Genomic DNA, 25,624 nt, shown 5'->3' on the forward strand with positions numbered 1-25,624 from the left:
TGTTCATGAGCGAATCCCGGCATGCGAGCCTGCTGGAAGAAGTGGCCGCGTACTACAGCGCGCGGCTGGCCGAGCACGGCGCGACCGCGCGCGGCGTCGACTGGAACGGCGAAACCGGCCAGTTCCTGCGCTTCGAACAACTGACGAAGATCCTGCCCGAGTCCGGCGGCCACTCGGTGAACGACATCGGCTGCGGCTACGGCGCGCTGGTCGATTTCCTGAAGGCGCGTGCGCTGCCGGACGGCTTCGCGTATGCGGGCTACGACATCTCGTCCGATATGGTCGACGCCGCGCGGCAGCGCTATCGCGACGACGCGAACGTCGCGTTTCATGTCGGCGCGGTGCCGCAGGCCGCGTCGGACTACGGGATCGCATCCGGCATCTTCAACGTCAGGCGCGGTCACGGCGACGACGCATGGCTCGACTACATCCACGCAACGCTCGACACGCTGCACGCGACGAGCCGGCTGGGCTTCGCGTTCAACTGCCTGACGTCGTATTCCGATCCGCCGTTCATGCGCCCGGACCTCCTGTACTACGCGGACCCGTGCGCGCTGTTCGATCGCTGCAAGCGCCGCTATTCGCGCCACGTCGCGCTGCTGCACGACTACGGCCTGTACGAATTCACGATTCTCGTCCGCAAGGACATCTGAGCGGTGCCGCGCGCAAGCCGCGCGGCCGAACGTCCCCCCTTACTGCGGAGCCTGACCATGTTCGGCCCACCCAATCTCGACGTCATTCCGTTCGGCCGCCCGTTCGTGGTCGGCAAGGAGCTCTACTACATCGCGAAAGCGGTCGAGCAGGGCGGCCTCGCCGGCGACCAGGCGTTCACGAAGCTCTGCCACCGCTGGCTGGAAGCGCGCATCGGCTGCCAGCGCGCGCTGCTCACGCACTCGTGCACGGCCGCGCTCGAGATGGCCGCGATCCTCGCCGACGTGCAGCCCGGCGACGAAGTGATCATGCCGTCCTACACGTTCGTGTCGACCGCCAACGCGTTCGTGCTGCGCGGCGCGACGCCGGTGTTCGTCGACATCCGCCGCGACACGCTGAACCTTGACGAGACGCAGATCGCCGCCGCGATCACCCAGCGCACGCGCGCGATCGTGCCGGTGCACTACGCGGGCGTCGCATGCGACATGGACGTGATCGGGCAGCTCGCGGCGGACCACGACCTGTGGGTGATCGAGGACGCCGCTCAGGCGCTGCAGTCGTCGTGGAACGGCAAGCCGCTCGGCAGCCTCGGCCACCTCGCGTGCCTCAGCTTCCACGAGACCAAGAACGTGATCTCGGGCGAAGGCGGCGCGCTGCTGGTCAACGACCCGCGCCTCGTCGAGCGCGCGGAAATCATCCGCGAGAAGGGCACCAACCGCAGTCAGTTCTTCCGCGGGCAGGTGGACAAGTACACATGGGTCGACGTCGGCTCGTCGTTCCTGCCGGGCGAGTTGATCGCGGCGTTCCTGTACGCGCAGTTCGAGCACGCCGACGTGATCACCGCGCAGCGGCGCGCGACCGTGCAGCGCTACCAGGACGCGCTGCGGCCGCTGCACGCGGACGGGCTGATCGAGCTGCCCGCGATTTCGCTCGCCGAGCGCGGCAACGGCCACATGTTCTATCTCCTCGCACGCACCCTCGCCGAACGCACCGAGTTGCTGCAGCAGATCCGCGCGGTGGGCGTGAACGCGGTGTTCCACTACGTGCCGCTGCACAGTTCGCCGGCCGGGCAACGCTATGGGCGCTGCGGATCCGGCATGGCGGTGACGGACCTCGTCGCCGACCGGCTCGTCCGGCTGCCGCTGTACCACGACATGACCGAAGCCGAACAGGATCGCATCCTCGACGTGGTCTTCGATTTCTACCGCACCCGATAACGATGACGACTCCCAAACCCGGTCTGACGCACGGCGGTTCGCGCATTTTTACGCGACTCGGCCACCCGTACTACATCCTCGCGCCGAATTTCCGGCAAACCTCCGGCGGGATCCGCGCGATGCACTACCTGTGCCACGTGCTGAACCTGCTCGGCCACGAAGCGTACGTCTGCACGCCGGTCGTGCATCCTGACCTGCGCACGCCGCCGCTGACCGACGACATCGTGCAGGCGCACGCCCGCGCGAATCGCAGCCCGATCGTCGTCTACCCGGACGTCGTCACCGGCAATCCGTTCAACGCGCGCTGCGTCGTGCGCTACCTGCTGGCCGAGCCCGGTCGCATCAACGGCGAACCGATCGCCCTGCACCCGAACGATCTCATCTTCACGTTCGGGCCGTCGCTGGTGCCCGAAGAATGGAAGGCGGACCTGCTGCGCATACCGCTCGTCGACACGCGCATCTTCAACAGCGACGGTGTCGACGACGCCCGCCGCAACGGCACGGCCGTCTTCATCAATCGCCACCTGCGGCGCGGCGGCACGCTGCATCCGGTCACCGCCGAGTCGATCGAAATCTCGACCCGCGTGCCGGAACGTTCGGCGCACGAACTCGCGGCGCTGTTCCGACAGGTCGAGTGCGTGTACATGTACGAATGGTCCACCGCCGTGTTCGAAGCGCTGCTGTGCGGCTGCCCGGTCGTGTGCATCATGAATGACGCGTCGCTGTCGGAGCCGACCCGGTGGGTGATGGACGGCAAGGGCATCGCGTGGGGGCTCGACGAACACGAGATCGCCCACGCGAAGGCCACCGTTCACGAAGCGCGCAGCGTCTACCTGAAGGAAGAGGAGGCGTTCTGGCAGCAGTTGCAGAACTTCGTCGAGCGGACCCAGGCCCACGCGGACACGCTGGATGCGCAGGCCGTCGCGACGGGCGCCGCCGCCCAGGGACAGCCCGCGTCCGCGCCGCGCTCTTGCATCGCGGTCGTCACCGCCGAGCCGGCCGACCACGCGCGCACCAGCGTGCGCTTCGCGCAGCCGTTCGCGCGGCTGGACCGCGAATGGGCGCTGACGTTCCCTGTCACGCCAGCCGGCATCGATCCCGACGCGCTGCAGCGCGCTGACCTGATCGTGCTGCAGGGCGACACGCCGGGCCTGCTGTCTCCCGCCACGCTGGAACACCTGTTTTCGCTCGGCAAGCCGGTCGTCCTCGAGATCGACACGCCGCTCGACACGCTGCTCGCCGACATCCCCGGCGCGGCCGACAACGCGCGCCGCAAGGCGGGCATCCGCAGCGCCGTGCAGCGCGCGCATGCGCTCGTCGTGCCATCGGAAGCGCTGGCGCGGCAGTACCGTCATGTCAACGCATCGGTCCACGTGCTGCCGACCGGCGTCGATCTCGAGCGTCTGCACCGCGCGGCGCCCGGCGTGCGCGACCACGTGAACCTCGCGGTTTCCGGCACCGGTCTCGACGACGTGCGTCTCGAGCAGGTCCGCCAGGCGCTGGTCGAGCTCCGCCGCCGGTTTCCGGGGAAGCTCCGGGTGTCGTTCGTCGGTGCGGCGCTGCCGGCCGGCTGGGACCGCGAACCGGACGTCACGCTGATCGCGGAGCCTGCCCCTTACGACAGCTACGCCGACGCGCTGAAGCGCGCGGACCTCGACATCGCGCTGGTCGCGGCGCCGGTCAAATTGCACGACGACGCGCCGCCACGCGCATGGCTCGAATGCTCGGCGGCCGGCGCGGCCACGGTGCTCGTCGCCACGCCGGCGGAAGGCTGCCCGGTTGTCCACGGCCGCACGGGCTGGCTCGTCGCCGACACCGCCGACGCGTGGGTCGACGCGATCGCGCACCTGATCGAGCATCCGCAAACCCGCGCGCAACTCGCCGCGGCCGCGCAGGATGCGATCCGTGCGCAGCACGACATCGGCCGCAACGCCGCGCGCCACGGCGTGCTGTACGCGCGGCTGCTCGCGGAGAACCGGACGCTGGCGCCCGTCGCCGCGACGGCGGACGCCGCACCGCGCCGCAAGCGCCTGATCGTGTATTCGATCGATCCGGACGCGTGCGCGTCATCGCGAATTCGCCTCACGCTGCCGTTCGGTCTGCTGAACGACGAATGGGAACTCGTCCCGGGCATCCGGGACGGCCAGATCGACAGCAGCGTGCTGGCCACGGCCGACGCCATCCTGCTGCACCGGCTGACGCCCGGCATGCTGACGGGCAACGACCTGTACACGATCTTCAAGCATGAAAAGCCGGTGATCTACGAGACCGACGACCTGCTGACCGACCTGCCGGCCGCGCATCCGCTCGCCACGCAAGGCGGGATGGCCCGCGCGGGGATCGAGCTCGTGCTGCGCAACGCGGACGCCGTGATCGTATCCACGCCGTTCATCGCCAGCCGCTACCGGCTGTCGCACCCGCGCGTTCACGTGCTGCCCGACAGCGTGGACTTCGACCGGTTCTACCGTCCCGTGACGGCGCGCGGCGACGACTGCGTGACGATCGGCATCGCCGGCGCGTCGCTGCGCGCCGACAACTTCGCGCTCGTCGACGCGGCGCTGCACGCGATCTGCGCGCGCCATCCCGGCAAGGTCAAGGTGAGTTTCGTCGGCGCGGACGTCCCGCCGGGCTGGGCCGGCCACCCGGCCGCCGGGTGCGAGCCCGAGCTTCACGACTACGACGCGCACGCACAACGCCTGCCGGAACGGCGCTGGGACGTCGCGCTGCTGCCGCTCGCCGACCACGACTACAACGCCGGCACGAGCACGATCCAGTGGCAGGAATACGCGGCGGCCGGCATCGCGTCGATCGTCAGCGACCGGCCAGCCTATCGCCTCGCGCTGCACGACGGCTGCGACGGCCTGCTGGTCCCGGACGAACCGCAGGCCTGGGTCGACGCGCTCGATCGGCTGATCGCGAACCCGGCGCTGCGCCGCGGGCTCGCGCGCACGGCGCAGGCGAAGGTCCGCAAGCATCACGCGCTACAGCAGGCGCTGCCGCGCTATCGCCATGTGTATCAGCAGTGCATCGACAAAGGCGCGGTCGGCAACCCGCCCGGCCGGCCGGATGCGCCGATCCCCGGCGCGCTGATCCTGGACGCCGAGGGCGACCTCGACAAGGTCCGGCTGAGCCTGCAGGAAATCGCAAGGCGGCCGGAACAGGATCTGCTGGCGGTCGTGGTGACCACGTCGCAGGCGCCGCTGCCCGAATGGACCGACAAGGTGCGCTACCTGCACGCGCCCGCGCACGAGTACACGGCCACCGTCGAGCAAGTCTGCGCACTGCCGGCGTTCGACTGGACGCTGATCGTCGAGGCGGGCGACGGGCGTGCCGCGCTGGCACGCACGCCCGCCGATGCCGCGATCGCGTAGTTCGACGCGCGCCGTGCCGCTTGCCTGACGCTGGCGACCCGGCGCGCTGTTCCGGCAGCGCGCCCTGTGCTCAGCTGCTTGAACAGCCGCCGCAACTGCTTGAGCTGCATGAGCTCGACGAACTGCAGCTCGACGAACTGCAGCTCGACGACGAGTCACTCGAACTGTAGGACGAACCGGTCGATCCGCCCGCCCGCGCGGCGGTCGGCGTCAACGGCGGCGGCTCCATCAGCACCATCGAATACGCGGCCCATGCGGTGCCGGTCAGCGCGCCCGCGCCGAACAGCGCGGCGGTCCACAGCAACGCGTCCGGCCGGTCGTGTTCGTCGCTGCGCACAATCCGTCGGGCGACGAGCGACGCCTGCCCGCCGACCGTCAGGCCGGGCCGCCCGAACCCGGTCAGCCGCCCCACGACGATGCGGTATGCAATCGCGAACGCCGCCATGCAGATCACGAGTAACAAGACCGGCCGTCCGCGACTCAGCCCGACCACCAGTTTCGCCGCGCCCGTGCCGAGCACCCCCAGCGCGATCGCGCGGGCCATGCGCGCCGTCCGCATGTCGCCCGGCGCCCAGAAACAGCCACGCGCGCGCAACGATTTCGCCTGCTCGGCAGCGCGACGCGCCAGCAACTGACGGAACGCGCCGAAGCTGGCCTCCCTCTCAGGCTGCCCGGCCAGCCATTCACATTCGTCCCCGTATTCGCCCGCCCGTGTCGCATCGACGAGCCGCACGCGCCCGCCCAGTCGCCCGGCCATCGCCAGCTCGATCGCGCCGGCGTGAACGAGCGACAGCGTCGCGACCTGCACGACCCGCGACTCGTCGCCGGCGAGGTATGCGGCCTGCTCGACCGTCAGGTCCGACGAGAATGCGCGCCTGCGCCGGCACCGGTATTCGATCTGTTGCGCAAGCCCGATCAACAGCAGCGCGGCCACGCAGGCCGGGATGTAGAACGCGAGAAACTGCGGCCCCGTGTAGTTCAGCACGTCGAAGTCTTGCGCCGATGCGCAGGTTGCGGCGACGCTCGCGGCGGCCGCCGGCCACGCGAGTTTCGGCAGCCGGTTGCGCCACGTGCCCCGCGTCGGCGCGAGGGCCGGCTCGTCTGCCTGCGGCGGCACCGCTTCGGCCGGCCGGTCAACGGGGCGCGGCCAGATCGATTCCGGCGGCGCATAGCCGAACAGCCGGCGGTAGCTGTCGAGCGTGTCGCGATAGCGCTGCGCGTACGCCGCGCCCTCGTCCGGCGCGCCCGTGGCGGGCATGTGATGCAGTCGCGCACGCAGCACGCCGGCGCAGAAGACGTCCCAGTATTCGAGCGTGTACTGCAGGTGGAAATGCCACGCGGCATCGACCGCGACCGACGGCGTGACCGGGTGCCCGGCCGCCTGCGCGAGAAACGCGAAACGCTTGTACTCCTCGATCACGGCCAGCGCGTGCGCATGCGACCAGCCTTCGGCTTCGGCAAGGCGGCGGCTGTATGGCAGCGGCGCGTGCGGATCGTCGGGAGAATAGGTGTTCAGACGCGCGAGCAGCGCCTGCTGCGCATCGGTCAGCGCGCAGGCAGCAACTGCGGTCGGGGTGGACGGAATGGCAGCCATCGGAGTCGGCGCGATGCGCGGACGGCCGCCGCGATCGACGCTTGGAGTTGTCGTTGCGGGCGATTCTCGCACAATGGAAAGGCGGGGGAATAGCGGGGGAATGACGGCGCGATACCGTGCGGTGACGCTACGCCTGGACGACTTCAGGAAAACGGATCGGGGAATTCGACGCCTGGATTCACTCACATCGAAGGGGCCCAAGCGCCCCTTCGATGTGATGCGATGGCAATGTCGGCCGGAACGGCGACGACCGCGGCCCGAAAAATCAATTACGCGTATTGGGGCGCTTTGGCGGCTAACGCATCCAGCACCTTGGTGACTCTCCACTGCTGCGCCTGAGTCCCGTTATAGGCAAACGCCCAAATGACGTTGTTGCCTTGCAAACTGTCGAAGTGGTCGTCGATCACGAGATTCGGATTTGCCACCGACGTGATATATCCCGGGCGCATAGTCAGGCTCCACCGCTGAGATACCGCACCGGTAAATTTACGCACGACGAGCGGTGTCTCGGCAGCAACCTTTCCGTCCTTAAAATCGATCGCCAATTGCTCCGCTGGAGAGTCAGGACTGGTGAAATCGAGAATGAAGAACCCTGGGCTGGCACGAAAATGCCACACGTTTAGTACATCCTGTTCGGTCAGATAGCGTAGTGCCAACGGCGAGTTGGGACCTACAAAGCCGCCCTGGCCAGAATCGGGCACAACGCCGATGCAGCGGCTCCGATCCGCGGCGAATTCAATGATCACGTCACTCATGATATTTTCCTTAAGATAATTGAGAAAATAATCGGCCTCGTCCTTCTTAAAATCCCCTTGAATTGCAAGGCCAGAGCGCCCCGCGATCCAAAGGTATCGGCAAGCTACCCTTATCGGTTCTCACCTGGATATAAAATAGACAAATGGCCTCTCGAGCTCAATTACACTTGATTACACGTGGACGAAAATCGAGATCGGTTGAATATTCGATGCCGACGAGTTTGGACTACATGTTGCGACCGGTGACTTGCCTGTTGTTCTTCAGCAAATGCCCGTCTGCTGCCCGCCGCAGGACGCACGCTCGCCGCAGTCGGTCGGCCGGCGAGAACCGTCCGTTCCTCATCACCGACGTGCAGGCCGCAATCGGCCGCGCCGGCACGAAGGGCACGCTCGCGCGTTCGCTCGACGCGATCGCGGCGCAGACGCGACCGAAACCTGGCGAAAGACGTCGAAGCGTGCACGTATCAGTGACTTCCGCCGGCACAACCTGCGCGGCACCTGGGCAAGCTGGCACGTGCGACGCGGCACGCCGCTGCAAGTGCTGAAGGGACCGGGCGGATGGGAGACGATGGAAATGGTGCAGCGGTACGCTCACCTGTCAGCCGATCATCTGGCGCACAGCGTCGCGCCGCTCACGGCCGAGCCCGCGCCGATTCCGGCTGCAATCTAGCTGCAACGGTACTGCACGACGAAGGAAGGAAACCGCTGAGAGCCTGACTAGACTTGGCGCGCCCGGCTGGGATCGAACCAGCAACCCCTGCCTTCGGAGGGCAGTACTCTATCCATTGAGCTACGGGCGCGTGAGACAGTGAAGCGACCCCATATACAGGCCGCCCACGATTGGCAAGACGGCAAGGATACCCGGTTTCCCAAGACGCGTCCACCTCGCCCGCCGAATCGCCGCCGGACGGCCCTGCGTGCGGGTAAACACGCGCCATCGCGCCGCTCGCCGTGATGTAAACGTTCCGTCTATAATCGTCCGTGCTTCATTGGACTGCCATTTTGCCGTTGCACCGCGCTCACAATTCCTATTCATGGAGACGAGGCAAGCATGAGCGAAGCACCCCACGAATCTCCCGTCAAAACCCCCGGGCAGCTGATTGCCGTCATCATCGCGTCGTTCGCGATTCCGATCGTCCTGATCGTTCTGTTCGCCAATTACGCGAACCATGCATTCCGTTCCGGCGCCGGCACCGACGCGCTATCCGACCAGCAGGTCGCCGCCCGTATCGCGCCGATCGCGAAGGTCGACGTGAAGGACGCCAACGCGCCCCGCACGTACAAGACCGGCGAGGAAGTCTACAAGGCCGTCTGCGTGACCTGTCACGGCACCGGCGCCGCCGGCGCGCCGAAGTTCGGCAACAAGGACGACTGGGCGCCGCGCATCTCGCAAGGCTTCGACACGCTGCTGAAGACGGCCCTCGCGGGCAAGGGCGCGATGCCGGCGCGCGGCGGCACGAGCCCCGACGACGTCAGCGACTATGAAATCGCCCGCGCGATCGTCTACATGGCCAACAACGACGGCGCGAACTTCCCCGAACCGGCCGCGCCGGCCGCCAACGCCGCGCAGCCCGCCAGCGGCGCCCCCGCGTCGGGCGCCGACGCATCGAACGCGCAGGCCGCCGCGGCCATGGCCGCGATCGCCGCGATCCCGAAGGCCGGCGAAAAGCCCGCGGCCGCCCCGGCGGGCGCCGATGCAGCAATGGCCGGCAAGGCGCTGTACGCGTCGACCTGCCAGGCCTGCCATGCAGCCGGCGTGCTCGGCGCACCGAAGTTCGGCAACAAGGCAGACTGGGCGCCGCGCCTGAAGGAATCGATGGATACGGTCTACAACTACGCGCTGCACGGCAAGGGCGCGATGCCGCCGAAGGGCGGGTCGAACGCGTCGGATGCCGACGTAAAGGCGGCCGTCGACTACATGGTCAACGCGGCGAAGTAACGCGCCCGTACGGCCATCCGTAAAAAACCCCCGCGACGCCTTTGCATCGCGGGGGTTTCCTTTTGGGGTTGCCGGTTCGTCGCGCCCTCGTGGTTGCGGCAGCGCCGCCCCATCACTTCTGCAGCAACGCCTTCAGGCTCGCCAGCCGGTCCTTCGGCGACATCGGCGCTTCTTCCGGCGTCGGCGGCGGCGCTTCGTCGAGCCCCATCTCCGGGATGAAGCGCGACGGTTCGCACACGACCGTCTCGCGCGCCCGCTTGCGCTTCTTGCACCAGTTCAGGTGCAGGCTGCGCTGCGCGCGGGTGATCGCGACGTACATCAGCCGGCGCTCCTCCTCGATCCGTTCGTTGTCGATCGGGCCGTCGTCGTCGCTGCCGCCTCGGTGCGGCATGATGCCTTCCTCGACGCCGACCAGGAACACGTGCGGATACTCGAGCCCCTTCGACGCATGGACGGTCGACAGCCGCACGGCGTCCGGGTCCTCGTCCTTGCCTTCGAGCATCGACATCAGCGCGACGGTCTGGATCAGGCCGAGCAGGTTCTTGCCCGTATCGGCGAGGCCGTCCGCGTTGTGGAAACCTTCGGCCTCGCCGTCGACGGCCTCCGTCTCGGGCTTGGTGCCCTTGCGCTTCAGCCATTCGAGGAATTCGAGCACGTTCTGCCACTTCGACTGCGCCTGCCGCTCGTCGAACGCGTCGTACAGGTACGCCTCGTAGTGGATCGCCTCCATCATGTCGTCGAGCACGACGGTCGCGGGCTCCTTGTCCGCGCGCTCGGTCAGGCGCTGGATGAAGTCGCAGAACATCCGCAGCGGCTCGACCTGGCGCGCCGACAGCCGCGCCTCGATCCCGCCCATGTACACGGCCTCGAACAGCGACACCTTCGCCTGCCCCGCGAACGAGCCGAGCGCCTCGAGCGTCGTGTTGCCGATGCCGCGGCGCGGCGTGGTGACGGCGCGGATGAACGCGGGATCGTCGTCGGCGTTCGCGATCAGCCGCAGGTACGCGCACAGATCCTTGATCTCGGCCTTGTCGAAGAACGACTGGCCGCCCGACAGCACGTACGGGATCCGCTCGCGCCGCAGCACCTGTTCGAAGATGCGTGCCTGGAAGTTGCCGCGATACAGGATCGCGTAGTCGCGGAACTGCGCGCGCCGCTCGAACTTGTGCGCGGACAGCCGGAACACGACCGATTCGGCCTCATGCTCCTCGTCGTTGCACGCCGTGACGGTGATCGAGTCGCCCATCCCGTGCTCGGACCACAGCTTCTTCTCGAACAGCTTCGGGTTGTTCGCGATCACGTTGTTCGCGGCGGTCAGGATCCGCACCGTCGACCGGTAGTTCTGCTCGAGCTTGATCACGTGCAGCTTCGGGAAATCCTTGCCGAGCTGCGCGAGGTTCTCGAGCGTCGCGCCGCGCCAGCCGTAGATCGCCTGGTCGTCGTCGCCGACCGCCGTGAACGCGGCGCGCGGGCCCGCGAGCTGCTTGAGCAACTCGTACTGGCACGCATTGGTGTCCTGGTACTCGTCGATCAGCAGATAGCGCAGCTTGTTCTGCCAGCGGTCGCGCACCGGCTCGTTCTTCGCGAACAGCTCGGCCGGCAGGCGGATCAGGTCGTCGAAGTCGACCGCCTGGTACGCGTGCAGCGTCGCCACGTAGTTGCGGTAGACCAGCGCGGCCTGGTGCTCGTCCTCGTTGGCCGCGATCGCCATCGCCTCGTCGGGCATGATCAGGCCGTTCTTCCACAGCGAGATGATGCTCTGGATCTTGCGGATCATCCCCTTGTCGGTCGTGCCGAGCTGCTCCTGGATCATCCCGAAGCAGTCGTCCGAATCCATGATCGAGAACTGCGGCTTCAGCCCGACGTGCTCGGCCTCCTGGCGCAGGATCTGCACGCCCAGCGAGTGGAACGTGCAGACGGTGAGCTGGTTGACGGGCACCTTGCGGCCTTCCTTGCCGGGCGTGGTGAGCGTCTTGCCTTCCAGCAGCTTCGACACGCGCTCGCGCATTTCGGCGGCCGCCTTGTTCGTGAACGTGACGGCGGCGATATGGCGCGGCTCGAAGCCTTTCGCTTCGATCAGGTGCGCGATCTTCTGCGTGATCACGCGAGTCTTGCCGCTGCCCGCGCCGGCGAGCACGAGACAGGGACCGTCGAGATAGCGCACCGCTTCATTCTGAGCGGGATTCAGGCCTGCGGACATGATGGCGGATGGTGTTGCTGGTTGACGGCGGAGGGCCGGGAGGATGCCGTGCGCGACAGGCTGGGGAAGCAGGCGGACACGCAGGCAGGACGCGCATGTTAACACGTCGGCGGCACGTATTTCGGGCGCGCGGCCGGACGGGCGCGGGCAGGCTTGCCGGGCGGGCGCCCCCTGTCCGTCCGGCGGGGTCGTGCCTGTCCGCTCGGCCAATCTGGCCCCGTCCGCGCCGGGATCGGACACAATATGTACTCCCCGGCGCCGTCCGCGCCGGCCCGCTTCAATTTGCCTGAACCGTCACCGGATCGACTCATGGGATACCCGTTCGCCACCGCCGCCCTCGGCCCGCTGCTGTTCGTGCAGGGGCGCTACGTGCGCCGCGTCACGCCGCGGCTGCCCGAGGCGGCCGGCCCGCGCGACGGCGTGGCCGGCGACGGCCCGCCTCTGCGCGTGCTGGTGGTCGGCGATTCGGCGGCCGCGGGCGTCGGCGTCGCGACGCAGCACGATGCACTCGCCGGGCAACTGGCGAACGCGCTGGCGGCCACGCACCGCGTGCGCTGGAAACTGCTCGCGCGCACCGGCCTGACCACGCGGGAGCTGGTCGACTGGCTCGCCGCCGAGCCGGCCGAGCCGTTCGACGTGGCCGTCACGTCGCTCGGCGTCAACGACGTGACGGGCGGCGTGCCGCCCGCACGCTGGCTCGCGCAGCAGGCCGAGCTGGTCCGGCTGCTCGCCACGCGCTTCCAGGTCGGGCACCCGATCCTGTCGGCGGTGCCGCCGATGGAGCGCTTCCCGGCGCTGCCGCAACCGCTCGCGTGGTATCTCGGCCTGCGCGCGAGGCGGCTCAACGCGGTGCTCGCAGGCTGGGCCGGCACGCAGCCGGACTGCACGTTCCTCCGGGTCGATTTGCCGCTCGAACGTCACCTGATGGCCGCCGACGGCTTCCATCCCGGCGCATCGGCGTGCGCGGTATGGGCCGCGCAGGTCGCGGCCGCCGTGCGGCAGCGGGTGGGCGCATGACGCGGCACGCTACGGGCAGGTTGGCCGCCACGGCTCGCCGCGCGGCGCGCGCCATGTCACGCCACGCCGAGAGCCGCGAACCGAGCAGAGCCAAGCCGAAAGCCGGGCAGTCGCGCTGCCCGGCACCCGATCTCGCGCAAAATGCCGGCATTCCTTGCGCAGTTGCCGCATCACATCGCGCGTTTCGCCCGACGCGTCTATGCAGGCGGCGGCGCCATGCCAAAATAGCCGGTCGTCTCCGCGCCGCCGCTCCGGCGCGCCATCCTTTAGTTTCCTTCGCAGCCAGGAATTGCCATGTCGTCATTGCTCAGGATTGGTTTGATGGGTTTCGGTTTCGCCGGCGCGACGTTCCACGCGCCCGTGATCGCCACGAGCGGCCGCACTGAAGTCGCCGCGATCGCGACGGGTCAGTCCGATCGCGCGCACGCCGCGTATCCGGGCGCGCGCATTGTCCCCGACCTCGACACGCTGCTCGGCCTCGACGATATCGAATGCGTGGTGATCGCCACGCCGAACGACACGCACTTCACGCTCGCACGCCAGGTGCTCGAAGCGGGCCGCCACGTCGTCGTCGACAAGCCGGTCACGCTCACCGCCGACGAGGCGCTCGCGCTCGCACGGCTCGCGAACGCGCGCAGCCGGCTGTTCGCGCCGTTCCACAACCGCCGCTGGGACGGCGATTTCCTCACCGTGCGTCGCGTCGTCGAATCGGGCGAGTTGGGCCGCCTCACCTACTTCGCGTCGCACTTCGACCGCTTCCGGCCGACGCCGCGCCCGCGCTGGCGCGAGGAGCCGGCCCGCGGCGGCGGCCTGCTGCTCGACCTCGGCCCGCACCTGATCGACCAGGCGCTCGCGCTGTTCGGCACGCCGGAAACCGTGAGCGCCACCGTCAAGACGCGCCGCGACAACGGCACGGCGCCCGATTTCGTGCACCTGCTGCTCGGCTATCCGGACAAGGACGTCGCGCTGCATGCAAGCGCGCTGTCGGCGATCGAACCCGCGCGCTTCACGCTGCACGGCACGCGCGGCAGCTATCAGAAATTCGGGCTCGACACGCAGGAAGACCAGCTCAAGGCCGGCCTCACCGCCGACGACGTCGAATTCGGCGGCGGCAACCCGCCCGGCCTGCTGCGCGTGCTCGACGGCGACCTCGAAGTCGAACGTCCGGTGCCGACGCTCGACGGCCAGTACGCGGAGTTCTACCGCGCGCTCGCCGCGTCGATCCGCGACGGCGCGCCGTTCCCGGTCACAGCGCAGGACGCGGTCGACGTGATGACGATCATCGAGCTCGCCGCGCAGAGCGAGCACGACGGTCGCCGGGTACCGTTCGTGCGCCGTACGGTGTGATGGCCGCCGGCCGGGTCAGTGCCGGCCCGGCCGCCCACCGCGCCACGCCGCCACGCGCCGGCGGCGGCGCTGCGTCTGCCGCCACCCCGCCCCGCCGGCACGGCCTCCAACATTCCGTTACAAATGGTGCGGGAACGAAAGTCAGCGGTCGTCCGGTCTGACGCGTTTCTCAAAATGTCGATTCGACACTTATCCGTCAGGAGAATGTGATGCAACGGTTGATTCGCGCAGCGGCATGCTGCGTCCTGGTTTCCTCGCTCGCGGCGTGTGTCGTGCAACCGCAGCGGCCGGTCCGGCAGGCGCCTCCGCCGCCGCGACCGAATCCGCAGGTCGTCGCGAACGACCGCATGCAGGAGGTCCAGGGCCGGATCGACAATCTGCATCGCCGGATCGACGCGCGCGTGAACGGCGGCTACTACCCGCCGCCGTACGGCGCGCAGTTGCACCATCGCCTCGACGTGATCCGCCAGGAAGCGAACGACATGTCGGCCCAGCACAACGGCGGCCTGTCCGGCGACGAGCAGCGGGTGCTGAACCAGGAACTCGACACGGCCGCACGCGCGATCGGCGAGTGACGCGCCGGCGCCCGCCGGAGCGGAGAAAAGCGGCGGCGCCGGCCGCCGCCGCTTGTCGCGAAGCGACATTCTTTTGCTCAAATTGACAATGCCGACCCGCTCGCGTACAGTCGCCCGCACGCGTCGGGAGAGCGTGTGACCGGGTCGTTCCGACACCGGTTGCGCCGCCGAAGGGGCACACCCGCAAACTCTCAGGCAAAAGGACCGACCGCGTCGGGGAACCGCGTCCGCGCACTGCGCGCACGACACTCCCCGCACTCTGGAGAGCGGCAGTAGCCCGCAGCGCATTGGCTGCGCGGGCAAGCTGCCCACCGAAGGGGCGCGCGTTCGCCGGGCTTGGCCCGCAGCGCAATCTCTCAGGTATCGAGGACAGAGGGGCATGTACCGGATCGCTCGAGGCCATCGGCCGCGGCGGTCGGCACATGGCCGTTCTGATCCGCGCGCAAGCGCCTTGCCTGAGGCCTCGATGACTGCACTGAATCACACCCCGCTCAACGCCGCGCACCGCGCGCTCAATGCCCGCATGGTCGACTTCGGCGGCTGGGACATGCCCGTCAACTACGGCTCGCAGATCGAAGAACACGCGGCCGTGCGCACCGACGCCGGCATGTTCGACGTGTCGCACATGTGTGTCGTCGATTTCACCGGCAGCCGCGTGCGCGCATTCTTCGAGCATGCGATCGCGAACCACGTCGGCAAGCTCAAGACGCCCGGCAAGGCGCTCTACTCGTGCCTGCTCAACCCGCAGGGCGGCGTCATCGACGACCTGATCGTCTACTACTTCACCGAAGAATTCTTCCGCGTGGTCGTCAACGCCGGCACCGCCGAGAAAGACATCGCGTGGTTCAACCAACTGAACGAGCAAGGCGGCTACGGCCTGACGATCGCGCCGCGCCGCGATTTCGCGATCGTCGCCGTGCAGGGTCCGAACGCCCGCGAAAAGGTCTGGGCGACAGTGCCCGCCGCGCGCGCCGCCACCAGCGAGCTCAAGCCGTTCAACGCCGCGCAGGTCGCCGGCACGCCGTTCGGCGATCTCACCGTCGCGCGCACCGGCTACACCGGCGAAGACGGCTTCGAAGTGATCGTCCCGGCCGTGCACGTCGTCGCGCTGTGGGATGCGCTGCAGCAAAACGGCGTGCGTCCGTGCGGGCTCGGCGCGCGCGACACGCTGCGCCTCGAGGCCGGCATGAACCTGTACGGCCAGGACATGGACGACACCGTCTCCCCGCTCGACGCGGGCCTCGCGTGGACGGTCGACCTCACCGCGCCGCGCGACTTCGTCGGCCGCGCCGCGCTGGAAGCCAACGGCACGCGCGCCGCGTTCGTCGGCCTGATCCTGCAGAAGGAAAACGGCAAGGCGGGCGGCGTGCTGCGCGCGCACCAGAAGGTCGTCACGCCGCACGGCGAAGGCGAGATCACGAGCGGCACGTTCTCGCCGTCGATGCAGGAATCGATCGCGTTCGCGCGCGTGCCGGCGGCCGTCCAGATCGGCGACATCGTCCAGGTGCAAATTCGAGACAAGAATCTTCCCGCTCGCGTGGTAAAACTGCCGTTCGTGCGCAACGGCAAGGTCCTCGCTGCGTAACGACCGGGAGGCGGCCGGCGCTGCCTCCCGGCCAGCCGGGAGATGGCGCCCGGCGCAACCCCATCCGGCGCACCATGGCGGCGCGCCAGCAAAACGAACACACCCTTTTATCCAGGAGCATCCGATGAGCAACGTCCCGGCCGATCTGAAGTACACCGATGAACACGAGTGGATCCGCACCGAGGCAGACGGCACGCTGACGGTCGGCATCACCGATCACGCGCAGAGCACGCTCGGCGACATCGTCTTCCTCGAGCTGCCCGAAGTCGGCAAGTCGGTGAGCGCGGGCGACGCCGTCGGCGTCGTCGAATCGGTGAAGGCGGCATCCGACATCTACTCGCCGGTGTCCGGCGAGGTCGTCGCCGTCAACGAAGCCGCCACCGATGCGCCGGAAGAAGTGAACGGCGACGCATACGGCGTGTGGCTGTTCAAGATCAAGCTCGCGGACGGCGCATCGACCGACAAGCTGATCGACGCCGACGCGTACAGCAAGCTGATCGACTAATTTTCCTTACCCGAACCGCGTGCGGCCGGGCAGCCGGCCCGCGCGGGACCAGAGTCACGCCATGAAGCTCGAACACCCGGACCGCCTGATGAACCGCACGCCCCTCTCGCTCGCCGCGCTCGAAACGCACGACGCGTTCGCCGAACGCCACATCGGCCCCGACGCCGCCAGCCAGCAGGCCATGCTCGACACGCTCGGCTTCGCGTCGCGCGCCGCGCTGATCGACGCCGTGATCCCGGCCTCGATCCGCCGCGCCGAAACGCTGCCGCTCGGCCCGTTCGCGCAGCCGAAGAGCGAGGCCGAAGCGCTCGCCGCGCTGCGTGCGCTCGCGGACAAGAACCAGGTGTTCCGCTCGTATATCGGCCAGGGCTACCACGACACGCACACGCCGGCCGTGATCCTGCGCAACGTGCTCGAAAACCCGGCGTGGTACACGGCCTACACGCCGTACCAGCCCGAAATTTCCCAGGGCCGCCTCGAGGCGCTCCTGAACTTCCAGCAGATGGTCGCCGACCTGACGGGTCTCGCGATCTCGAACGCATCGCTGCTCGACGAAGCCACCGCCGCGGCCGAAGCGATGACGCTGCTGCAGCGCACCGGCAAGCCGAAGTCGAACGTGTTCTACGTCGCCGACGACGTGCTGCCGCAAACCCTCGAAGTGATCCGCACGCGCGCGCTGCCGATCGGCATCGACGTGAAGACGGGCCCGGCCGCCGAAGCAGCTCAAGCGAACGCATTCGGCGTGCTGCTGCAGTACCCGGGCGTGAACGGCGACGTGCGCGACTACCGCGCGCTCACCGAAGCGATCCACGCGGCCGGCGGCCACGTGGTCGTCGCGGCCGACCTGCTCGCGCTGACCGTGCTGACGCCGCCCGGCGAATGGGGCGCCGACGTCGCGATCGGCAACACGCAGCGCTTCGGCGTGCCGATGGGCTTCGGCGGTCCGCACGCCGCCTACATGGCCGTGCGCGACGAATTCAAGCGCCAGATGCCGGGCCGCCTCGTCGGCGTGACGGTCGACGCGCAGGGCAAGCCCGCGCTGCGCCTCGCGCTGCAGACGCGCGAACAGCACATCCGCCGCGAGAAGGCGACGTCGAACGTGTGTACCGCGCAGGCGCTGCTCGCGATCATGGCCAGCATGTACGCGGTCTACCACGGCCCGCACGGCCTGAAGACGATCGCGCTGCGCGTGAACCGCATCGCGGCGCTGTTCGCCGCCGGCGTGAAGCAGCTCGGCTTCGCGACCGTCAACGACACGTTCTTCGACACAGTGACGATCGACACCGGCGCGCGCACCGCGCAGATTCACGCATTCGCGAACGCGAAGCGCATCAACCTGCGCCGCGTGAGCGACACGCAAGTCGGCGTATCGGTCGACGAAACGACGACGCGCGACGACCTCGCCGATCTCCTCGACGTGTTCGCGCAGGCCGCGGGCGGCACCGCGCCGGCCGTCGATGCGCTGGACGCGGGCCTCGCCGGCGTCGCCGTGCTGCCGGCCGGCCTCGAGCGCACGAGCGCGTACCTGACGCACCCCGTGTTCAACCGCCACCATTCCGAAACCGAAATGCTGCGCTACCTGCGCAGCCTGTCGGACAAGGATCTCGCGCTCGACCGCTCGATGATCCCGCTCGGCTCGTGCACGATGAAGCTGAACGCGACGTCGGAAATGCTGCCCGTCACGTGGCCCGAGTTCGGCGGCATCCATCCGTTCGCACCGGCCGAGCAGACCGTCGGCTACCGCGAGATGATCGACCAGCTCGAACAGATGCTCGTCGCGGCCACCGGCTACGCGGCCGTGTCGCTGCAACCGAACGCGGGCTCGCAGGGCGAGTACGCGGGCCTGTTGATCATCCATGCGTACCACGCATCGCGCGGCGAAGGCCATCGCGACGTGTGCCTGATCCCGGCATCCGCGCACGGCACGAACCCGGCGTCCGCGCACATGGCCGGCATGAAGGTCGTGGTCGTCGCGTGCGACGCGCAGGGCAACGTCGACATCGCCGACCTGAAGGCGAAGGCCGAGCAGCATTCGGCGAACCTCGCGGCGATCATGATCACGTATCCGTCGACGCACGGCGTGTTCGAGCAGAACGTCCGCGAGATCTGCGAGATCGTCCACGCGCACGGCGGCCAGGTGTACGTCGACGGCGCGAACATGAACGCGATGGTCGGCCTGACCGCGCCCGGCCAGTTCGGCGGCGACGTGTCGCACCTGAACCTGCACAAGACCTTCTGCATCCCGCACGGCGGCGGCGGCCCGGGCGTCGGCCCGGTCGCGGTCGGCGCGCACCTCGCGCAGTTCCTGCCGAACCAGCGCTCGACCGGCTACGCCCGCGCGGAAGACGGCATCGGCGCGGTGTCGGCCGCGCCGTACGGCTCGGCGTCGATCCTGCCGATCTCGTGGATGTACATCGCGATGATGGGCGCGAAGAACCTGACCGCCGCGACCGAAACCGCGATCCTCAACGCGAACTACATCGCGAAGCGCCTCGCACCGCACTATCCGGTGCTGTATTCGGGCCCGGGCGGGCTGGTCGCGCACGAGTGCATTCTCGACCTGCGTCCGATCAAGGAAACGAGCGGCATCAGCGTCGACGACGTCGCGAAACGCCTGATGGACTACGGCTTCCACGCGCCGACGATGAGCTTCCCGGTGCCGGGCACGCTGATGGTCGAGCCGACCGAATCGGAATCGCAGGAAGAACTCGACCGCTTCATCGCCGCGATGATCGCGATCCGCGAAGAAATCCGCGCGGTCGAGGAAGGCCGCGCCGATCGCGAGGACAACCCGCTGCGCCACGCGCCGCACACGGCGGCCGTCGTCACCGCGAACGAATGGCCGCACGCGTACTCGCGCGAGCAGGCCGCGTACCCGGTCGCGTCGCTCGGCACGAACAAGTACTGGCCGCCGGTCGGCCGCGCGGACAACGCGTACGGCGACCGCAACCTGTTCTGCTCGTGCGTGCCGATGTCGGATTACGCATAACGCCCGTCTCGCGCCGGAGCGTCCGACCGTGACCCCACCGCACGCAGCCACCGGTTGCGTGCGGTTTTACGTTCGCCGCCCGGCCAACCGTTTCACGCTCACCCGCCAATCCGGCTAACATCACACGCGATCCAGCCAATGAAGGAGTTCCGCATGGTGCGTCCGATGTTTCCGGGCCAGGGTGCAACGGCGCGGCGGCCGCGCCCGCGCGCAGGCCGCTACGTGCCGATGCTCGTCGCATCGCTGTCGCTCGCCGCCGCCGGCCTCGGCGTGTCCGGCAATGCGCTCGCCGCGATGAATTTCTGCGCGGCGCCGGCGCTGCAGTCGAGCGAGACGACGCACGCCGAGCCGGGCGTGCAGGCGCTGATTCGCAGCGTCGACGCGCGCATCGGCGAGCAGCCGAAGGCCATGGCGCGCGTGCACACCGAGGGCACGCTGCCGCATGAAGGCATCTACGACCAGAGCGAAGCCGCGCTCAAGGACATGGACCTGATGCGCGATGCGGCGCTCGCGTGGCGCGTGACGAACGCGCCGCGCTACCTGCAGCTCGTCGACCGCTTCCTGTCCGCGTGGGTTTCGACCTACCAGCCGAGCTTCAACCCGATCGACGAGACGCGCTTCGACAGCCTGATCGTCGCGTACGACATGACCGCGAGCGCGCTGCCGGTGAAGACGCGCAACGCGACCGCCGCGTTCATCGCGAAGCTCGGCGCCGGCTACGTCGCGCAGGTCGACGCGCAGAAGCGCCCGCTCACCGGCACCTGGCGCAACAACTGGCAGAGCCACCGGATCAAGCTGATCGCGCTGTCCGCGTTCACGCTCGGCGACCGCAAGATGATGAACGCCGCGCAGCGGCTGTTCGTCGAGCATCTCGCCGACAACATCGGCCCGGACGGCAAGACCTGGGATTTCGAGGAACGCGATGCGCTGCATTACGCGGTCTACGATCTACAGCCGCTGGTGACGGCCGCGCTCGCCGCGCGCCGCTTCAACCGCAACTGGCTGCGCGAGCGCGGCGCGAACGGCGCGACGCTCGCGGCCGCGCTCGACTGGCTCGTGCCGTACGCGCTCGGCGAGAAAACCCACGAGGAATTCGTGAATTCGCCGGTGCCGTTCGACGCGAAGCGCCGCGAGGCCGGCTTGCCGGGTTACACGGGGCAGTGGGACCCGAAAAACGCCACCGAACTCTTTCATCTGGCCGCGCGGCTCGACGGGCGCTATGCCCGCGTCGCGCAGCAGCTTTCCCCAACGCCGCCCGCATGGCTCGCCGCGTGCCTGCCATTGCAGGCGCGCTAGCACCATTCTTACAGCAAGGCAGGTATCGAAATGGCAGTCAGCGTGTTTGACCTCTTCAAGATCGGCATCGGCCCGTCCAGTTCGCACACGGTCGGACCGATGCGCGCGGCGCTGATGTTCGTCCAGGGCCTCGAGCGTGACGGGCTGCTCGCCGCGACGGCCCATGTGAAGGTCGAGCTGTACGGCTCGCTGGGCGCCACCGGCAAGGGCCACGGCACCGACCGCGGCGTGATGCTCGGCCTGCTCGGCGACGCGCCCGACACCGTCGATCCCGACACGATCGACGCGCGGCTCGAAGACGTCCGCAAGACGAAGCAACTCGCGCTGCTCGGCACGCACCCGGTGCCGTTCGTGCTGAAGGAGAACATCGCGTTCTACCGTCAGGCGCTGCCCGAACATCCGAACGGGATGAAGCTGCGCGCGAGCGACGCGAACGGCGCGGTGCTGGTCGAGCGTACCTATCTGTCGGTCGGCGGCGGCTTCGTCGTGACGGCCGGCGCACCGAACACCAAGGTGCTGAGCGCGGCCGAGCAGATGACGCACCCGTTCCGCACCGGCGCGGAACTGCTCGCGCTGACCGCGTCGACCGGCAAGTCGATCGCGCAGCTGATGTGGGAAAACGAGCGCGCGTGGCACACCGACGAAGAAACGCGCGACGGGCTGCTGAAGATCTGGGCCGTGATGCAGTCGTGCGTGTCGCGCGGCTGCGGGATCGGCAATCCCGACGCCGACGGCAACCTGCCCGGCCCGTTCCAGGTCAAGCGCCGCGCGCCGCAGCTGTACCGCACGCTGACGGGCAGCCCGGAGCGCGCGCTCCAGGACCCGCTGTCGATGATCGACTGGATCAACCTGTACGCGATCGCGGTCAACGAGGAAAACGCGGCCGGCGGCCGCGTCGTCACCGCGCCGACCAACGGCGCGGCCGGCATCATCCCCGCCGTGCTGCACTACTACACGCGCTTCACGCCCGGCGCGAACGAACAGGGCGTAATCGACTTCCTGCTGACGGCCGCCGCGATCGGCATCCTCTACAAGCTCAACGCATCGATTTCGGGCGCGGAAGTGGGCTGCCAGGGTGAAGTCGGGGTGGCCTGCTCGATGGCGGCCGGCGCGCTCGCGGCCGTGCTCGGCGGCACGCCGCAGCAGGTCGAGAACGCGGCCGAGATCGGGATGGAACACAACCTCGGCCTGACCTGCGACCCGGTCGGCGGGATGGTGCAGATCCCGTGCATCGAGCGCAACGCGATGGCGTCGGTAAAGGCCGTCAACGCGGCGCGCATGGCGCTGCGCGGCGACGGCTCGCACTACGTGTCGCTCGACTCCGTGATCAAGACGATGCGCGAGACGGGCGCCGACATGAAGACCAAGTACAAGGAAACGTCGCGCGGCGGGCTGGCGGTGAACATCGTCGAGTGCTGATGTCCGACCCGGCGGTCATGGAGGACGCTCCGCGTCTCGCATGACCGTCGGGTGCACAATCACCCATCCTTGCGTTCGGCCTGCTCCTGGTTGCCATGCCCTTCGGCCATGAAATTCGGCCCGAATTTCGCGAACTTCTCGAGCACGTGGGTCAAGGGCCGGATGGCCAACCGAAGCCCGCACGCAACCCCCGACCAGCCCCGCGTTCCGACACTTTTCAGCGGCCGTCGTACCGGCCCGCAGCCAACCGGCGTAAGCTGTACGTCCCGCTACCCAGGGAGACGGCAGCCCATGTCGCATTCCAAGGACCTCGAGTCGCGCGCCACCACCGGTGCACGACTGCTCGTCGATGCGTTGCTCGCCAATCACGTCGAACGCGTGTTCTGCGTGCCGGGCGAGAGCTTCCTCGCCGTGCTCGATGCGCTCGCGGACGACACCGCCCGCATCCAGACGGTCGTCTGCCGCCACGAGGCGGCCGCCGCGAACATGGCCGAAGCGGTCGGCAAGCTGACCGGCCGGCCCGGCATCGCGTTCGTCACGCGCGGGCCCGGCGCGACCCATGCGTCGATCGGCGTGCACACCGCATTCCAGGATTCGACGCCGATGATCCTGTTCGTCGGCCAGTGCGCACGCGAACACCTCGACCGCGAAGCGTTCCAGGAAATCGACTACCGCCGGATGTTCGGCCAGATGGCCAAATGGGTCGCGCAGATCGACGATCCGCGCCGCATCCCCGAATACCTGAGCCATGCGTTCCACGTCGCGACGTCCGGCCGGCCCGGCCCGGTCGTGCTCGCGCTGCCGGAGGACGTGCTGTCCGACGCGTGCGCGCCGCAGCCCGTCGTGCCGGCCGCGAAACGCATCGCGGCCGCGCCGTCGGCCGCGCAGCTCGACGAGCTGCACGAGCGGCTCGCGCGCGCGGAACGGCCATTCGCGATCGTCGGCGGCAGCGGCTGGACGCCCGACGCGTGCGCGAACCTGCGCACCTTCGTCGAACGCTGGCAATTGCCGGTCGCGTGCGCGTTCCGCTTCCAGGACACGATCGACAACGCGCACCCGAACTACGCGGGCGACGTCGGGCTCGGGATCAACCCCGCGCTCGCGAAACGCATCCGCGACGCCGACCTGCTGCTCGTGATCGGGCCGCGCCTCGGCGAAGCGACGACCGGCGGCTACACGCTGCTCGACATCCCGAAAACGCGCCAGACGCTGATCCACGTGCATCAGGGCGCGGACGAGCTCGGCCGCGTATACGCCGCCGACCTGCCGATCGTGTCGGGCATGCCCGAGATCGCCGCGCCGCTGGCCGCGCTCGAACCGCCCGAGCGGCCTGCCTGGGCCGGCGCGGCCGCCGATGCGCACCGCGCGTACCGCGAATGGCATGCGCCGCTGCCGATGCCCGGCGACGTGCAGCTCGGCGACGTGATGGTGCAGTTGCGCGAACGCCTGCCGCACGACGCGATCCTGACCAACGGCGCAGGCAACTATGCGATCTGGCTGCATCGCCACTTCGCGTACCGGCACTTCCGTTCGCAGCTCGCGCCGACGAGCGGCGCGATGGGCTACGGGCTGCCGGCCGCGCTCGCCGCGAAGTCGCTGTATCCGCAGCGCGCCGTCGTCGCGCTCGCCGGCGACGGCTGCTTCATGATGGCCGGCAACGAGCTCGCGACCGCGATGCAGTACGGGCTGAACATCGTCGCGATCGTCGTCAACAACGGCCATTTCGGCACGATCCGCATGCATCAGGAGCGCAACTACCCGGGTCGCGTGCACGGCACGGGGCTCACGAATCCGGATTTCGCCGCCTATGCGCGTGCGTTCGGCGCGCACGGCGAGACGGTCGAGCGCACCGCCGATTTCGCGCCCGCGCTCGAACGCGCGCTGACCTGCGGGCTGCCCGCGGTGATCGAGATCCGCATCCCGCAGGACGCCAGCACGCCGGCCGCGACGCTCGAGCAGATCCGGGAGCAGGGCCGCCGCGCGCGCGGCGCATGACGACGGTGAACATGCACGCCGCGCCGCCCGTCGCCGCGCTGTCGCACGACGACGCGCTGGCCTGCCCCGGCACGCTGCTCGCGCCCGACCGCACGCTCGTCGCGCCGTACGACCTCGAATACGGCGACGTGCGCGCCGAAGGCTACGTGGCGGCCGCGCCGGCGCTCGGCCTGCTGCACGCCGCGCACCGGCCGTTCCGGCTCGATTACGGCGCTACGCGGCACGTGCACGTGATCAACGGGATGGGTGTCGCGCTCGGCGATTCGGTGATCGGGCTGACGGCCGTCGCCGCGCTGCGTGCGGCCCATGCGGGCCTGCGCTTCACGCTGTACCGGCCGGCGCGCGCGCCGCGCTACGTCGATGCGCTGTATGCGCTCGCGGCCGACGTCGTCGCGCCGTCGCGCGCATTGCCGTGCCCGGCCGAAGCGCTGCCCGCCGACGCGCACTGCATCGATGTCGGCAATCACCTGTATTGGCCCGCGTTCGCGCGGCTGCCGATGATCGATTTCTTCCTCGACGCGCTCGGCGTCGATCCGGCTGCCGTGCCGGCTGCCGCAAAGCGCAACCGCTGGCTCGCGCGGCTATCGCTGCCCGCGCTGCCGGCCGAATGGCTGCGGCCGTACGTGCTGTTCTGCCCGAATGCGAGCACCGCGGTGCGCAGCGTGCCGCCCGCGCTGCGCGTCGCGTTCGTGGAACGGCTCGCGCAGCGTTACGGGCTGCCGGTGGTGGGGTTCGGCCCGATCGCGCATCCCGCTTACGTGGATGTGAGCCGCGACGCGACCGACACCGCGCGCTTCATCGCGTGGGTCAAGGGCGCAAGCCTGCTGTTCGCGCCGGACACGGCGGCCGTGCATCTCGCCGACGGTTTCGACGTGCCGACGATCGCGTGCTTCACGACGATCGGGCCGGTGCTGCGCGTGCGCGACTATCCGTATTGCGTACCGGTCATGCTCGACGTACCGGCCGAATTGCACGGGCTGCATCGCAGCGAGCGGCCGGACGATCTGGCGTCGGTCGAAGCCGCGTACCGCGCGATCGACTGGGACGCGCTGGCGTGGCCCGCCCCGCGCGACGGGACAGCGTCGGCCATCTGAGCGAAGCCGGCGCGGCGGCGAGCGGAAGGATCGAACCGGCCGCAGCGCGCGCCCGGCGCCAGCACCGCCGTGAGC

General features: G+C 68.9%; 17 protein-coding genes, 1 tRNA gene, 2 pseudogenes and 2 riboswitches. Of the genes and pseudogenes, 15 read left to right on the top strand and 5 right to left on the bottom strand.

The genetic code is table 11. The features are described 5' to 3' along the window. Positions 1-5 precede the first annotated feature (5 nt). From J8I33_RS25860 to J8I33_RS25870, 3 genes are read left to right on the top strand one after another with little or no spacing between them, the layout of a single operon-like run. Complete coding sequence (locus J8I33_RS25860) at positions 6-653, top strand: class I SAM-dependent methyltransferase (RefSeq protein WP_050015944.1); 648 nt, start codon at positions 6-8, stop codon at positions 651-653. Positions 654-710: 57 nt separating this feature from the next. Further along, positions 711-1,868: a dTDP-4-amino-4,6-dideoxygalactose transaminase gene (rffA, locus tag J8I33_RS25865; RefSeq protein WP_209939394.1), complete on the top strand. Its 1,158-nt coding sequence runs from the start codon at positions 711-713 to the stop codon at positions 1,866-1,868. 2 nt (positions 1,869-1,870) lie between these two features. After that, a complete protein-coding gene (locus J8I33_RS25870; protein WP_209939395.1) occupies positions 1,871-5,239 on the top strand; it encodes a glycosyltransferase in 3,369 nt (1,122 codons plus the stop codon). Positions 5,240-5,309: 70 nt separating this feature from the next. Here J8I33_RS25870 and J8I33_RS25875 read toward each other — a convergent pair whose 3' ends face one another. Together J8I33_RS25875 and J8I33_RS25880 are read right to left on the bottom strand one after the other, a co-directional pair. Next, on the bottom strand, positions 5,310-6,833 hold the full coding sequence (locus J8I33_RS25875; RefSeq protein WP_209939396.1) for a TIGR04222 domain-containing membrane protein: 1,524 nt from the start codon (positions 6,831-6,833) through the stop codon (positions 5,310-5,312). 269 nt (positions 6,834-7,102) lie between these two features. Beyond that, entirely contained in the window at positions 7,103-7,588 is a 486-nt protein-coding gene (locus J8I33_RS25880) for an RICIN domain-containing protein (protein ID WP_124555798.1), read from the bottom strand. A 436-nt stretch (positions 7,589-8,024) separates the two neighbouring features. On the opposite strand from J8I33_RS25880, the pseudogene J8I33_RS25885 reads away from it, so the two are divergent. Next, positions 8,025-8,258: pseudogene (locus J8I33_RS25885) on the top strand (tyrosine-type recombinase/integrase); the annotation flags it as partial. A gap of 54 nt (positions 8,259-8,312) precedes the next feature. On the opposite strand, the gene J8I33_RS25890 reads toward J8I33_RS25885, so the two are convergent. Further along, positions 8,313-8,388 (bottom strand) — tRNA-Arg (locus J8I33_RS25890). A gap of 251 nt (positions 8,389-8,639) precedes the next feature. Between J8I33_RS25890 and J8I33_RS25895 the strand changes: the two genes are divergently transcribed. Beyond that, the gene (locus J8I33_RS25895; RefSeq protein WP_089488035.1) at positions 8,640-9,527 is read left to right on the top strand and encodes a c-type cytochrome; all 888 of its coding nucleotides are present in this window, start codon (positions 8,640-8,642) and stop codon (positions 9,525-9,527) included. Positions 9,528-9,639: 112 nt separating this feature from the next. Here the strand turns inward: J8I33_RS25895 and J8I33_RS25900 are convergent, their stop codons facing one another. Next, positions 9,640-11,727, bottom strand: a complete 2,088-nt coding sequence (locus J8I33_RS25900) for a UvrD-helicase domain-containing protein (RefSeq protein ID WP_209939397.1) — start codon at positions 11,725-11,727, stop codon at positions 9,640-9,642. 309 nt (positions 11,728-12,036) lie between these two features. Between J8I33_RS25900 and J8I33_RS25905 the strand changes: the two genes are divergently transcribed. The 8 genes from J8I33_RS25905 to J8I33_RS25940 all read left to right on the top strand — a co-directional run bounded on the left by J8I33_RS25905 (position 12,037) and on the right by J8I33_RS25940 (position 22,460). Next, positions 12,037-12,744, top strand: a complete 708-nt coding sequence (locus tag J8I33_RS25905; RefSeq protein WP_209939398.1) for an SGNH/GDSL hydrolase family protein — start codon at positions 12,037-12,039, stop codon at positions 12,742-12,744. A gap of 294 nt (positions 12,745-13,038) precedes the next feature. After that, positions 13,039-14,091, top strand: a complete 1,053-nt coding sequence (locus J8I33_RS25910) for an oxidoreductase (RefSeq protein WP_209926170.1) — start codon at positions 13,039-13,041, stop codon at positions 14,089-14,091. Positions 14,092-14,300: 209 nt separating this feature from the next. After that, a complete protein-coding gene (locus J8I33_RS25915) occupies positions 14,301-14,666 on the top strand; it encodes a hypothetical protein (RefSeq protein ID WP_050015906.1) in 366 nt (121 codons plus the stop codon). A 114-nt stretch (positions 14,667-14,780) separates the two neighbouring features. Beyond that, a riboswitch (glycine riboswitch) is annotated at positions 14,781-14,884 on the top strand. Positions 14,885-14,915: 31 nt separating this feature from the next. Then, positions 14,916-15,049, top strand: a riboswitch (glycine riboswitch). Positions 15,050-15,132: 83 nt separating this feature from the next. Continuing rightward, positions 15,133-16,251 carry a glycine cleavage system aminomethyltransferase GcvT gene (gene gcvT / locus J8I33_RS25920; protein WP_124638029.1) on the top strand — a complete coding sequence of 373 codons (1,119 nt, stop codon included), beginning with the start codon at positions 15,133-15,135 and terminating at the stop codon, positions 16,249-16,251. 124 nt (positions 16,252-16,375) lie between these two features. Beyond that, positions 16,376-16,756, top strand: a complete 381-nt coding sequence (gcvH, locus tag J8I33_RS25925; RefSeq protein ID WP_209939399.1) for a glycine cleavage system protein GcvH — start codon at positions 16,376-16,378, stop codon at positions 16,754-16,756. 61 nt (positions 16,757-16,817) lie between these two features. After that, positions 16,818-19,745: an aminomethyl-transferring glycine dehydrogenase gene (gene gcvP / locus J8I33_RS25930; RefSeq protein ID WP_209939400.1), complete on the top strand. Its 2,928-nt coding sequence runs from the start codon at positions 16,818-16,820 to the stop codon at positions 19,743-19,745. A 153-nt stretch (positions 19,746-19,898) separates the two neighbouring features. Beyond that, the gene (locus J8I33_RS25935) at positions 19,899-21,041 is read left to right on the top strand and encodes an alginate lyase family protein (protein ID WP_124555777.1); all 1,143 of its coding nucleotides are present in this window, start codon (positions 19,899-19,901) and stop codon (positions 21,039-21,041) included. A gap of 30 nt (positions 21,042-21,071) precedes the next feature. Further along, positions 21,072-22,460 (top strand): L-serine ammonia-lyase, encoded by a 1,389-nt coding sequence (locus tag J8I33_RS25940; RefSeq protein WP_050015896.1) that lies wholly within the window; start codon positions 21,072-21,074, stop codon positions 22,458-22,460. Positions 22,461-22,519: 59 nt separating this feature from the next. On the opposite strand, the pseudogene J8I33_RS25945 reads toward J8I33_RS25940, so the two are convergent. Then, positions 22,520-22,621 (bottom strand): annotated as a pseudogene (locus tag J8I33_RS25945) (AbrB family transcriptional regulator); the annotation flags it as partial. A gap of 130 nt (positions 22,622-22,751) precedes the next feature. On the opposite strand from J8I33_RS25945, the gene J8I33_RS25950 reads away from it, so the two are divergent. Next, positions 22,752-24,455, top strand: a complete 1,704-nt coding sequence (locus tag J8I33_RS25950) for a thiamine pyrophosphate-binding protein (RefSeq protein WP_209939401.1) — start codon at positions 22,752-22,754, stop codon at positions 24,453-24,455. Further along, positions 24,452-25,549, top strand: coding sequence for an ADP-heptose--LPS heptosyltransferase (locus tag J8I33_RS25955; RefSeq protein WP_050015890.1), 1,098 nt, complete (start codon positions 24,452-24,454; stop codon positions 25,547-25,549). Before J8I33_RS25950 ends, J8I33_RS25955 begins: the two co-directional genes overlap by 4 nt. Positions 25,550-25,624: the final 75 nt, after the last annotated feature.

Source organism: Burkholderia sp. AcTa6-5, assembly GCF_017815075.1.
GTDB classification, from domain to species: Bacteria; Pseudomonadota; Gammaproteobacteria; order Burkholderiales; family Burkholderiaceae; genus Burkholderia; species Burkholderia sola.